Raw genomic sequence first — 12971 nt, 5'->3', positions numbered from 1 at the left:
TATAGCCCCAAATTACGGGTTTGTTTTTACAACTTATAATGTTTAGGACACTAAATGTTGGTTTTCAGGCCACTCCGGAGCTCGCATATTGCTGATTGGTACAATATATCGTTATCAGCATTACCGCGAGTAATTCGGGGGACATGTCATGATCCTTTAGCCTGCTTTCGTAGGCGTAACCCATATTTGCCCACTCGTAACTCTGTTTTATGGTGGCTAGTTCGGTGTCTCCTATCTTCAAAACAATTGATCGTTGCCAGAATCCTGTTCTCTTTAGCAGGTAGTTTTTGCCATGTAGAGCAATATTCATATTCCCCCGCCAGTTCATCCGGATTTCGCCGGCCTTATATTCGGCCTTTATGATATCAAACGACGTTTGCCAGAAACCAGAGGGGACGATCTCGTAATGGTCGTGCGTATTTAATGTGATCACTGCTTTTCGGGAAAACCAATTGTTATACTCGACCCGGCCATAAATGTTCCCATTCTCGTCGGTGAATGTGAACCCTTTATTGCGATTGCCGCGTACTGTATAGACCATAAACCGGGATTTGTATTAAGATAGGCATTTTTCATCTAATAGGGCCCGTGAGGCTTGAAAACTATGGATATGGTGCAAAAAAGAAACGCCCGGTAAATCCGGGCGTTTCTATATTATTGAATCGTACTGTTTTATTAATGGCTGAACCAATAACCCAAAGTGAACAGGTAGCTTACGTTCCTTGAGCTTGTGTTCTGCACTGCAGGAGCTGATTGAGTAGCTGCAATGTTTGGAGTGAAGTTATGGCCCATAATGTCACGCAGACCGGCATCAACACCACCACGTAGGAACCAACCGTTAGCAAATTCATAACCCAGATTACCCACCAGACCGTAGTCCATACGTTTCAGGTTATCATCCTCATCGTTACCGATCGACAGGTTCTGGTCTTCATCAAAGCTCAAAGCTTCAATTTCCTGGTCGTTAATAGTGTATTTCACTTTAGATTCAGAGTTTGCACCGGTCAGAGCGGCAGCATAACCACCCGCACCTAATACAACGTTACCACGTCCCACACCAAAACGATAAGTCAGAGTCAAAGGTAGTTCTATATAATGCAGAGCCAGTTTGTCTTTAACTTTCAGTTCATGAAAACCGTCAGGCAATTGAGCCTCTGCACTACGTTGTTGAAGGCCACCTTTCATAATGTACATCAATCCTGGTTGCAATGTCAGGTTGTTTGCAAGGCAGATGTCTGCAAAGCCACCGCCATGATAACCAACCTTCGCCTGATTGGCAACTGTTTCACCTTGATATTGGTCGATATTTTGATTCAAGTTTACACCAGCACCCAATCCCCATCTAACTTGTGCGTTTGCGCTATTAGAGAATGCTAAAACAATCATTGACGCGCCTAGAATACATAGCTTTTTCATAAATTCCATTTTTTGTTCTGCCTACAACGTTAAAAATGCCATGCCAGCCATCCTGCCCGCCAACATTTCGAAAAATTGGGCAAGTAACATATCTGCATCAAAATCCGGCAAATAGCTAAATTGATGCTATGACTCTAACCCTGGTTTCACAACATTTTTTTAACAAAGCACCCTTATAAGCCTGTATAACACAGTGAGGAAGCCTTGACATAAAACTCCCCGGATGTGGCGGTGCAAACAATTTGCGGTTTTGCAGAGCGGACGTTAGGGAATAATGCGTATTTTCGTCTTATAAAAGGGGTAAAAGCACGTTCAATACATCTGCTATGAACAATCAGTCATCTCAATCAGACATCGACGCGAGGCAAGAGCTTGAAAAAGAACGTGATCTGCGAAAGAAATTTGAAGAACAGGCCTCGGCTGCCAAAAAAGAGCTGATGGAAAAAGAAGCTTCCCTTGAAAAGTACAAGCGCCTTCCAGGCAAGGTCGATAAATACATACACAAATCTCATAAGTTTCGACGCCAACGGAATCTATTTGGCGTAACAAGCATTGTACTATTGCTGATTGTCAGCTATTTCCTCATTGAACGATTTCAGAAAGCACAGGAGCTGGAGAACCTGAAAAGAGATATCAAAGCAGCAGGTGCACCTAAACGCATTTTGCCGGGTATCATTACCCAGGAGGCAATGGAGCGCGATGCTGAGCGCCAGGGCGGTCTTTCTGATGAATAGTGCGGTTTGGGGTATATAGTTATACCACAATCTTCTATCTTTGCCGCCAAAATCAAATAATACAACAATATGAGTTTCATTACCAGCATTGTTGCGCGGCAAATTCTTGACAGTCGTGGCAACCCTACCGTAGAAGTTGACGTTCACACCAGCGATGGTTTTATGGGGCGCGCTGCTGTGCCTTCTGGTGCATCTACCGGCAAGCACGAAGCTGTGGAGCTGCGTGACGGCAACAAAAAACTGTATCTCGGCAAAGGGGTAATGAAGGCAGTAGGTAATATTAATGATAAGATCGCTGAAGAATTGTATGGCTGGGATATTACCGATCAACGTGGTATAGACCAGGCTATGCTGGATATGGATGGTACTGCCAACAAAGCAAAGCTGGGCGCGAATGCGTTGCTGGCTGTTAGCCTTGCGGTTTCTAAGGCTGCGGCCCAGGCAACAGGACTGTCACTGTACCGTTATGTTGGTGGGGCTAATGCCAAAACGCTTCCTGTGCCGATGATGAACATCCTGAATGGTGGTGCACACGCTGATAACAAGATTGACTTCCAGGAGTTTATGGTTATGCCAATAGGTGCCTCTACCTTCAGCGAAGGTTTAAGGTGGGGTGTGGAAATATTCCACTCTCTGAAAACTGTGCTGAAAGAAAAAGGTTATTCTACCAACGTAGGTGATGAAGGTGGCTTTGCTCCTGATATTCAGAGCAATGAGGAAGCAATTGAAACAGTGCTTCGCGCTATTGAAAAAGCAGGATACAAACCAGGTGAACAGGTAGGTATCGCAATGGATGCAGCCAATACCGAGTTATACAACGAAAAAACAAAGCGCTATGTATTCCATAAATCTAGCGGTGAAAAAATGACCTGTGAACAACTGGTTGAGTACTGGGTGAAGTGGTGCAAAAAATACCCGATAGTCAGCATTGAGGATGGTATTGCAGAAGATGACTGGAAAGGATGGAAAATGCTGACCGATGCATTGGGTGGAAAAGTTCAGCTGGTAGGTGACGACCTGTTCGTAACCAACGTGAACAGGCTGCAAAAAGGTATTACCGACGGCGTGGCAAACAGCCTGCTGGTGAAAGTGAACCAGATAGGTACACTTACAGAAACCATTGAAGCGGTTACTATGGCCCAACATGCTCGTTATAACACGGTTATGAGCCACCGCAGCGGTGAAACTGAAGATGCTACCATTGCTGACCTGGCAGTTGCCCTTAACTGTGGCCAGATCAAGACTGGTTCAGCTTCACGTAGCGATCGTATGGCTAAGTACAATCAGTTGTTGCGCATTGAAGAAGAACTGGGTGCCAATGCATATTATCCCGGAAAAGCGCTTAAATTTGGTAAATAACAATACCACGTTATGAAAAAGGTGCTGCAGATACTGACCAATAAGTTTCTTTTGACGCTTCTCGCCTTTGGCGCATGGATGGCATATTTTGATCAACACGATTGGGTATCAATGCAGGAGAAGAAAAAGAACCTGCAGGATATGAAAGACAACATCGCCTATCTGGACAAAGAGATAGCGAAGATGGAGAAGGAAAAGACGGGCATGGTATCAGATCCCCAGGTGCTTGAGCAATACGCCCGGGAACAATACCGGATGAAACGTGATAATGAAGACCTTTACATAATAGAAAAATAATAAAGAGGGCCGCTGATCAGCGGCCCTCTTTATTTATATACAGTGCGATTTATCTTGAATTTAAGCTAACCTGCGCCTTGTCATTTCTTTATTGATGAGCGAAAGCTCACGGCCGGTTTGTCCTTTCACTGAAGTATTCTCCTGCGCACGACGCATGAGGTAGGGAAGCACGTCTTTTACAGGGCCATAAGGCAGATACTTAGCAACATTATAACCGGCATTTGCCAGGTTGAATGAAATATTATCGCTCATACCGAACAGTTGCGAGAACCATACACGCTTGTCGCCGGCTTGTAAATGATGAGCGTTCATGTATTTCACTGCTTCCATGCAGCTGCGTTCGTTATGCGTGCCGATAAATACCGCTAGCTTGCTCAGGTTTTCGAGGCAAAACAGTACGGCCGCGTTATAGTCACGGTCGGTACTAGCTTTATCAGGCTGAATAGGAGAGGGATAGTCCATTTCCAGTGCACGAGCCCTTTCTTTTTCCATATAAGCGCCGCGTACGAGTTTGGCACCCAGCAGGTAGCCTTTTTTCTCAGCCTTTGCCAGCGCGTCTCTAAGGTAGCTGAGCGTGCCATGGCAGTACATTTGGAATGTGTTGAAGATCACCACGCGCTTGCGGTTGAACTTCTCCATCATAGCATCAGTAAGGATATTCACCGGTTCCTGGATCCAGGTTTCTTCAGCATCTACTAATACCATTATGTTGTACAGTGATGCTTCCGTGCAGATGTCATCAACGCGTTTTTGAACTCTTTTCCATTCTTCGCGTTCGGCAGTGCTTAATTCTCCCTCTGCATGTATCTTTTCTAACAATGCGAATCTTGCAAAGCCAGTGACCTTCAAGCTGATAAATGGGATGGTTTTTTGAGAAGCGGCGTATTTGATCGCCTTAATAAACTCGGGTACTGCCTTGTCAAACTCTTCTTCACTTTCCTTTCCTTCCACGCCATAGTCAAGGATCACACCTACTCCATATTTACCCAGCACATTTGCAGTATCGGCTGCCTCCTGCATCGTTTCTCCACCGCAGAACTGGTTGAAGATGGTACTCTTAATTATCCCTTTTACAGGTAAGCGCCAGTCAATAGCGAATTGGGTGAGCGCCATACCAATTTTGGTCAGGAATGGAGAACCCATAGAGGAAAAAAGAAAGCGGGCGCGTCTCAGCTCAGCATCGTTGCGGTAGCGAAAGGCGATCTCCGTATTGTCGAATTCAGGAAGCATAATTGTGCGCAAAAATAACAGGGATTGCTGATGCAACGAAATTTCAGGCCTATATATATAGTATGGTATATCCTGATAATTGTCATTGGTAGACAGGTTTTACAGTGCGTCGTATTTAATAATATGTCAGATGATGATTTTTCGTTTTTACAAAACAATACTTATTATTGCACACCCCCCTTTGACGCCAAAGGGTGGAATTTTTTAGTATTTATATAGTTAGAATAGTCATCAGAATGGCAAAAAACCTATTGATAGTTGAGTCGCCCGCGAAAGCCAAAACCATTGAGAAGATATTGGGCAGCGACTTTGAGGTGAAATCCTGTTATGGTCATATCCGCGACCTGGAAAAGGAGGATATGGGCATTGACATTAAGAATGGGTTTAAGCCGAAATATACAGTATCGGAAGATAAACAGAAGGTAGTAAAAGAGCTCAAGTCGCTCGCCAAGAAAGCAGAAGATGTTTGGCTGGCAACGGATGAGGACCGCGAAGGGGAAGCCATCAGCTGGCACCTTTGCGAAGTACTTGGCCTGGATCCTTACACTACAAAGCGCATCGTTTTCCATGAGATCACGAAACCGGCTATTCAAAAAGCTGTGAAAAGCCCTCGTACTGTAAACATGAATCTGGTAAATGCCCAGCAAGCACGTCGTGTACTCGATCGCATTGTGGGTTTTGAAATATCTCCCATCCTCTGGCGCAAAATGAGTATGCGCAATAATCTTTCGGCAGGTAGGGTACAGTCGGTAGCCGTACGCCTGATAGTAGAGCGCGAGCGTGCTATCACCCGTTTTAATGCTGAAAGCAGCTTTAAAGTGGAAGGTTGGTTCCAGGCAAAGGATCTTGGTAATAAGAATGTAACCTTTAAAGCTGAAGGGCCGGATAAGCTGAAAAAGGCTACTGATGCGAAGACTTACCTGCAGCGATGCATCAAGGCAACATATACCGTAAAGGATGTGCAGGTGAAGCCGGGCAAAAAATCACCCGCAGCTCCATTCACGACATCTACGCTCCAGCAGGAGGCGAGCCGTAAGTTGGGCTACTCAGTATCGAAGACCATGTTGCTCGCTCAGAAGCTGTACGAAAATGGTCATATCACCTACATGCGTACCGACTCGGTAAACCTGTCCGAAACCGCGCAGGAGGGTATAAAAAATGCCATCCTTGGCAACTACGGCGATAAATACTATCAGCCGCGTAAATACCAGAACAAAAATGAGTCGGCCCAGGAAGCGCACGAAGCCATCCGCCCGACCGATATGAATACTACTTCGGTAGGCGATGCCGATACGCAAAGACTCTACGACCTGATCTGGAAGCGTACCATGGCTTGCCAGATGGCAGATGCTGCATTGGAACGTACGATCGCCAAGATCGAGATATCGGCTCATCCTGATCCGCTGACAGCAACAGGTGAAGTGCTGCGTTTTGACGGGTTTCTGAAGGTGTATAGCGAAAGCCGTGACGAAGAAGATGGGGAAGAAGAAAATGAAGGTATGCTGCCACCACTGACACCCGGCCAGGTGCTGGATCTGCAGGAGCTGCGTGCAACAGAACGTTTTACACGTCCGCTGCCAAGGTATACGGAGGCATCGCTGGTAAAAAAACTGGAAGAACTCGGTATTGGCCGTCCTTCTACTTATGCGCCAACTATTAGCACCATACAGGCAAGGGGTTATGTAGAGAAGCGTGATAAAGAAGGTGTAAAGCGCAATTTTGAAGTACTGAGTCTGAAGAAAGACGAAGTAACTGAGCGTACTGAAAGCGAGAACACAGGTGCGGAGCGCAACAAGCTGTTTCCGACCGATCTTGGAATGGTAGTTACCGACTTCCTGAGTGAATATTTTGACAAGATCATGGACTACAGCTTTACTGCCAAGATCGAAGAGGAGTTTGACGAAATAGCCCATGGTAAGCAGGAGTGGAACAAAATGATCAGCAATTTTTATGATCCGTTCCACCACGCAGTAGAACATACTATGGAAACTGCCGGTCGCGTGAAAGGAGAACGCGAACTGGGTAAAGACCCTACAAGCGGTAAACCAGTGTTTGCCCGCCTGGGACGTTTCGGCCCAATGGTGCAGATCGGAACTACCGAAGATGAAGAAAAACCACGTTTTGCAAAACTTCGTCCTACTCAAAGCATCGAGACCATTAGCTTTGAAGAAGCGATGGAGCTATTCAAACTGCCTCGTACACTTGGCAAGTTTGAAGGGGAAGATGTGGTAGTAAATATTGGTCGCTTTGGCCCGTATGCACAGCACGTGGGTAAGTTCTATTCTCTCAAAAAGGAGATGGACCCGTACACCGTAGAACTGGAAGAAGTAGCGCCGCTGATAGAAGAAAAACGCAAAGCGGCTGAAGAGAACACCATCAAGATATTTGAGAAAGAAAAGATCAAAATACTCAAAGGCCCTTACGGCCCGTATATCAAACAAGGCCTGAGGAACTTTAAGATCCCTAAAGACAAGATCGAAAAGCCTGCAGATCTCACGATAGAAGAAGTAAAAGCGATCATAGAAGAAGCAAAAGCGAACCCGCCGAAAAAAACAGCGCGCGGAAAGAAGAAGTAATGCGGAAAATTTTGTAACTTAAGAGTGGAAGTGAATTGAGTATGCAGCAAAATAGCAAAGAGATCACCGCGTTGCTGACCCTGATCGACGATCCGGATGAAGATGTGTTTGGAACGGTAGCCGAAAAATTACTGCATTATGGCCGCGAGATCATTCCGAACCTGGAGCAGCTTTGGGAGGTTACCATCGATGAATCGGTGCAGGAACGCATTGAATTCCTGATACACAGGGTTCATTTCCAGGACCTGCAGCAAGAATTTTTTGAATGGAGCCATAGTAAGAATCCGGAATTGTTGCGAGGTGCCATCCTGATTGCCAAATACCAGTTCCCCGATCTGCATATTCCGTCTATCCTTAGCCAATTTGACCAGATAAGGAGAAATATATGGCTGGAGCTCAATAGCTACTTGACTCCTTTGGAGCAGGTAAACGTGTTCAACAGCATTTTATACAACTATTATAAAATGCAGGGACACGAGCTCACTGAGCGCGAACCAAAGTATTTCTTCATCAACCAGGTGCTGGAAAGCAAGCAGGGTAATGCTTATTCTTTGGGCATTCTTTACTTGTCGCTTTGCGAGTTGCTGGACATTCCCATATTTGCCGTAGATATTCCAAGACAGTTTGTGTTTGCATACATAGATACACTTCATCATTTTCTTAGTCCGCCAGACGAAGTAGTGCAGCAAACACAGTTTTACATCGACCCGATGAATGGTATGGTATACACGCAGAAAGATGTGGATGCCTACTTGCGTAAGATCAATGCACGTGACAGGGATAATTATTTCACGCCGTTGTTGTCGAAGCGTATTATTTACAAAATGCTCGAAGAGCTAAATCTGTGTTACAAGTACAAGAGAGAAGAAGAAAAGGCTGAAGAGATACAGCAGCTGATGAATATCCTTGTAGACAATCGCGGAGAATAATTATTCCATTTAGAATGCGACTCCTTACCATCGTGCTGCTATGCTGCTCGTTTAATTGCTTGGCCCAGCCTAAAATAGATTTCGGAAATACTATTGTTGAATTGGGTGAAGTACCGGAAGGTCCTATCTACAACATAACTTGGTATTTTCACAACACAGGCAACGAGCCTTTGGTTATTTCTGATGTGAAAAGTTCCGGCTCAATACTGCTTGTTAGTAATTACGACAAATCGCCGGTACGGCCCGGCGGGCAGGGCTGTGTACAAGCATCACTCACTACTAAGGGATGGGCCAATAATCGTGTCAATAAATCGCTTGTAGTAAAATCGAACGCAAGAGAGATCATCTTAACTGCGCAAGGATTTGTTACAACTGACAGTCTGGATCACAAGGATCGTCCCGATACGTTTACCAATATGGTGACAAATGCTGTTGTTAAAAGCAATGATGTTTATTACAACATACAGCCAGGCGACGTTTTGTTCCAGGACCTTGATTGTGGAGCCGAGTGTGATGCTATTGAAAAAGTGACTGAGGGAATAGACGGAATGGATTTTTCACACTGCGGTATCGTAGTTCAGATGGGCAATGAGATGATGGTGGTGGAAGCTTATGGTGCTGTGAAAGCTACACTTGTAAATGATTTTCTTGCACGTACAAAAGACGCAAGTGGCAAGCCCAGGGTAGTGATTGGCCGATTGAAAGATGAGCAGTCTTCGTTGGCAGACGAGAGTGCAGAGATAGCAAAGAAGTATATTGGCAAAGGATATGACGATGCCTTCGAAATGGGTAATGATAAATATTATTGCTCTGAACTAGTGTACGAGTGTTTTAAAAAAGCTAACAAGAACAAGCCATTCTTCCAGCTAAATAAGATGACCTTTAAAGAGCCGGGCACAGATACCATTATGTCGTTTTGGGTCGATTATTTTAAGAAGCTCGGCAAGCCGGTTCCGGAAGGTAAAAAAGGCATCAATCCAGGTGCTATGTCTCGCAATAAGGACATACAGATTATTCGGCTTCAGCAGCTGTAGCCTTTGTCAATATCGGTCAGCACTGTGGTTCATACACATAAGATCTGCCAGCGCAATAGCGGTGACAGCTTCGACTACAACCGGCACACGTAAAGCAATGCATAGGTCATGGCGACCTTTAACGGTGAATGCTTCCACTGATTGTGTTTGCTTATTCCATGTTTGTTGCTGTTGCGGCGTGCTGCTTGTGGGTTTGACGGCTACCCGGAAATAAAGTTCATTACCGTTAGTTATGCCGCCATTTATGCCACCTGCATGATTTGTTTTTGTTGTACCCTTTGCATCAACTATGGCATCATTGTGCTCGCTTCCTTTCATGCTGGCCGCTTCAAAGCCACTGCCAAATTCCACACCTTTGATGGCGGGAATAGAGAAGATAAGATGACTGATGCAGGATTCTACCGAATCGAAGAATGGTTCGCCCAAACCAACAGGCAGGCCAGATGCTGTGCATGCTACAATGCCGCCTATGCTGTCCTGCGCTTCAACAGCTGCCTGTATTGCTTCTTCAATATTTTTATTGCCTCCAGCTTCTACGAGTTCTGCATGTATCGAGATATTATCGAGTATTTTTTTTGCAATAACACCTGCTGCAACCAAAGCCACAGTAAGCCTGCCAGAAGAATGGCCTCCGCCTCGGTAATCATTATAGCCTTTGAATTTCTCGTGCAGTACGAAGTCGGCATGGCCAGGGCGGGGTGTGTTTTTTAAGGCTTCGTAGTCGGTAGAACGGGTGTTATTATTCTCGAAAAGGATTGTGATGGGAGCACCGGTTGTCTTATTTTGAAACACACCACTTATGATCTTTGGTTGATCGTCTTCTGTACGTGGAGTCGTGCCAGCTGCACCTGCCCGGCGACGTAGAAGGTCGGCTTCAAAATCGCTGTCAACAATATCGATGCCCGGCGGGCAGCCGTCGATGACAATTCCTGCAGCGGGGCCATGTGATTCGCCCAAAATGCTGACCCTGAAAATGCGACCGAAACTATTCATAAGTGTCAAATGCCATGCGCACATGAGCGCCTAGCTTCTGCAAATCTGTGAAAAAATTCGGATAAGATTTATTTACCGAATCTGCATTTGTAATGTAAACTGTGTCATAGGCTCTCAGGGCGCCGATAGCAGCAGCCATAGCTATGCGATGGTCGTTGTGTGAAAATATTTTAGCTGGCTCAAAAGTGCGCTTGCCCTCGATATATAAAGCATCATCCTCAACCGCATGAAATACTTCAAAGGCCTCCAGCATATCAGAGATACTTTCTATCCTGTTGCTTTCTTTATGGATCAATCGATGTACGCCATGTATGCGGCTTTCGCCGGGGCAGCAGGATGCGAGTATGGCTAGTGCCGGGAAAAGATCAGGGCAGTGAGTCGCGTCAAATTCAAATCCTTTCAACGGGCCTTGTTTGACTTCGATCGTATTATCTACAGTTACTTGAGCTCCGGCAAGGTTTAGTGCTTGCAGAATAGCAGTATCTGCCTGTTGGCTGTTGATGCTCAATCCCGAGAACTTAGCAGCACCTGTTAATGCCGCTCCTACCATCAATACAGCAGCACTGCTCCAATCTCCTTCTATGTCAATGGTAATCTCGTTTGGAACGTTGACCCTTGGCTGGATGGTGAAAACTTTGTAGCCATTATGCCCGATCACGTAGCCAAACCGCTTGAGTACAGCCAGTGTAAGATCGATATAAGGAATGCTTTTGAGCTCGTTGACAGTGATGTTTATTGGTTCTTGCAAATCGTATCCCGCTGCAAATAAAATGCCGCTGAGAAACTGAGAGGACAAAGAGCCATCCAGTTCAATATCCTTAGCCTGAAGAGGACCCTGAACCACAAATGGTAGTTTGCCAGAATTGTGCTGAACGGTAACATTCATTCTTGGCAGCACTTCGGTAAACAAGTCGAGTGGGCGTGTTATTAAGCTGCCCGAGCCATCTATACGAATCGCTTTATTCGACAAGGCGGCAATGGGTATGAATAGCCTGGCAGCAAGCCCGCTCTCCCCGCAAAAGATAGAATCTGTCTTCGGAAATATACCATGACTAGTTATCTCAATGCGGTTGTCCAATTGCTCTACATCAGCTCCCAGCGCTTGTATAATGTTAAGCGCTGCATTGTCATCATCTGACATACCCGGGTTAATAATGGTTGTTTTACCATTATGCAGCAATGCGGCAGCGCACACCCGTTGCATCATGCTTTTTGAAGCAGGAACCTGGATATCTCCAAAGAGGTTTCCCGGGCTAATGGCTGCTTGCATAGGTAAAATAGGATAGTGAGTTCTCTATCACATCGAAAGGAATATTTCTTACAACCGCTTCTCCAATGTGCTGCAACATTATGAAGTCGATGGAGTCTGCATTGCCCTTCTTGTCAAGGCGCAATATTTCCATGATCCTGCTCTTGTCAAAATCAAGCGTTATTGGCAATTGATACTTCAGCAGGGCGATCGCAAGTTTATTCTTGGCCGAACTATGCAGGCCATATTTTTCAGAGATGATGCAGGCAAGGATCATTCCTAGTCCTACCGCATAGCCGTGTGGCAGTTGGTAAAGAGTTTCAAAGGCATGGCCGGCAGTATGCCCGAAGTTCAATAGTTTCCTGGCACCGCCTTCCTGTTCATCGGCCAGTACTATTTTGTTCTTCATATTTACACAGCTTTCGATCAGGGTCGACAGTGCATTCGGGTTGTCCCTGTAGTAACCAATGTCCCTTTTTGACAGTTCTGTAAAAAGACGCTCGTCAAAAACCATGGCGTACTTAATTATTTCCGCAAACCCATTACTCCATTCCTTCTCAGGGAGTGTTTTCAGAAAGCTTGTATCGTATAAAATGAACCTGGGCTGCTTGATGTTGCCTACCAGGTTTTTCTGAAGTCCTAGGTTAACCCCGTTTTTTCCACCGATAGCAGCATCTACCATCCCTAAAAGGGAGGTGGGTACAAAACCGAAGGGTACCCCGCGCATATAAACAGATGCAACAAATCCTGCAATATCCGTTACCACACCTCCTCCTACACCGATTATCCAGGTCTTTTTTGTGGTTTTCTGGGCCAAAAGCTGGGTAATGACAGAACTGGCTGTGGTCAATGACTTGTTCTTTTCACCTGCAGGTATGGTGATCACCGCTTGGAACGATTGAAAAAGGCTTTTATACTGACCCGCAATATTACTATCGGTAATGATAATTGCCTGTTTACGGTCGCAAATGCCATCCAGTGCCTCAAAATGGCTATGAAGCATGTATTGGACGGTACCGGTAGGAAAAGTTAGGCTATACTGCATTGGCGGCCAAAAATAACTGAATGTTTAATAAGAAGGCTAATGTTTTGACCCATTTTTCCCAATAAAAGTTAACTCACAAGAGTTGTTAAAAATCTATAATAGGGAGACC

12 protein-coding genes are annotated in these 12971 nt (G+C 45.3%); 6 read left to right on the top strand and 6 right to left on the bottom strand.

The features are described from left to right. Positions 1-64: 64 nt before the first annotated feature. Positions 65-541: a hypothetical protein gene (locus tag P2W83_RS02740; protein ID WP_276132156.1), complete on the bottom strand. Its 477-nt coding sequence runs from the start codon at positions 539-541 to the stop codon at positions 65-67. Positions 542-675: 134 nt separating this feature from the next. Further along, positions 676-1416 (bottom strand): porin family protein, encoded by a 741-nt coding sequence (locus P2W83_RS02735; protein WP_276132155.1) that lies wholly within the window; start codon positions 1414-1416, stop codon positions 676-678. A gap of 326 nt (positions 1417-1742) precedes the next feature. Between P2W83_RS02735 and P2W83_RS02730 the strand changes: the two genes are divergently transcribed. The 3 genes from P2W83_RS02730 to P2W83_RS02720 all read left to right on the top strand — a co-directional run bounded on the left by P2W83_RS02730 (position 1743) and on the right by P2W83_RS02720 (position 3806). Then, complete coding sequence (locus P2W83_RS02730) at positions 1743-2150, top strand: hypothetical protein (RefSeq protein ID WP_276132154.1); 408 nt, start codon at positions 1743-1745, stop codon at positions 2148-2150. Between the two features lie 69 nt (positions 2151-2219). Next, positions 2220-3509, top strand: a complete 1290-nt coding sequence (gene eno, locus P2W83_RS02725; RefSeq protein ID WP_276132153.1) for a phosphopyruvate hydratase — start codon at positions 2220-2222, stop codon at positions 3507-3509. A gap of 12 nt (positions 3510-3521) precedes the next feature. Next, positions 3522-3806: an FtsB family cell division protein gene (locus P2W83_RS02720; RefSeq protein WP_276132152.1), complete on the top strand. Its 285-nt coding sequence runs from the start codon at positions 3522-3524 to the stop codon at positions 3804-3806. A 60-nt stretch (positions 3807-3866) separates the two neighbouring features. Here P2W83_RS02720 and P2W83_RS02715 read toward each other — a convergent pair whose 3' ends face one another. Continuing rightward, positions 3867-5036: a proline dehydrogenase family protein gene (locus tag P2W83_RS02715; protein ID WP_276132151.1), complete on the bottom strand. Its 1170-nt coding sequence runs from the start codon at positions 5034-5036 to the stop codon at positions 3867-3869. 236 nt (positions 5037-5272) lie between these two features. On the opposite strand from P2W83_RS02715, the gene topA reads away from it, so the two are divergent. From topA to P2W83_RS02700, 3 genes are read left to right on the top strand one after another with little or no spacing between them, the layout of a single operon-like run. Next, on the top strand, positions 5273-7612 hold the full coding sequence (gene topA / locus P2W83_RS02710; protein ID WP_276132150.1) for a type I DNA topoisomerase: 2340 nt from the start codon (positions 5273-5275) through the stop codon (positions 7610-7612). 41 nt (positions 7613-7653) lie between these two features. Continuing rightward, positions 7654-8541, top strand: coding sequence for a transglutaminase family protein (locus P2W83_RS02705; protein WP_276132149.1), 888 nt, complete (start codon positions 7654-7656; stop codon positions 8539-8541). Between the two features lie 14 nt (positions 8542-8555). Then, on the top strand, positions 8556-9575 hold the full coding sequence (locus tag P2W83_RS02700) for a YiiX/YebB-like N1pC/P60 family cysteine hydrolase (protein ID WP_276132148.1): 1020 nt from the start codon (positions 8556-8558) through the stop codon (positions 9573-9575). A 6-nt stretch (positions 9576-9581) separates the two neighbouring features. Here the strand turns inward: P2W83_RS02700 and P2W83_RS02695 are convergent, their stop codons facing one another. Genes P2W83_RS02695 through aroB form a run of 3 tightly spaced genes read right to left on the bottom strand, consistent with a single transcriptional unit; the run spans position 9582 to position 12862 of the window. Then, complete coding sequence (locus tag P2W83_RS02695) at positions 9582-10568, bottom strand: chorismate synthase (protein WP_276132147.1); 987 nt, start codon at positions 10566-10568, stop codon at positions 9582-9584. Further along, positions 10561-11838 (bottom strand): 3-phosphoshikimate 1-carboxyvinyltransferase, encoded by a 1278-nt coding sequence (aroA, locus tag P2W83_RS02690; RefSeq protein ID WP_276132146.1) that lies wholly within the window; start codon positions 11836-11838, stop codon positions 10561-10563. Before aroA ends, P2W83_RS02695 begins: the two co-directional genes overlap by 8 nt. Then, positions 11822-12862, bottom strand: a complete 1041-nt coding sequence (aroB, locus tag P2W83_RS02685) for a 3-dehydroquinate synthase (RefSeq protein WP_276132145.1) — start codon at positions 12860-12862, stop codon at positions 11822-11824. The genes aroA and aroB overlap by 17 nt, the downstream gene beginning before the upstream one ends. Positions 12863-12971 lie beyond the last annotated feature (109 nt).

The organism is Polluticoccus soli, from assembly GCF_029269745.1.
Taxonomy (GTDB): domain Bacteria; phylum Bacteroidota; class Bacteroidia; order Chitinophagales; family Chitinophagaceae; genus Polluticoccus; species Polluticoccus soli.
This window is presented reverse-complemented; position numbering and strand designations above follow the sequence as displayed.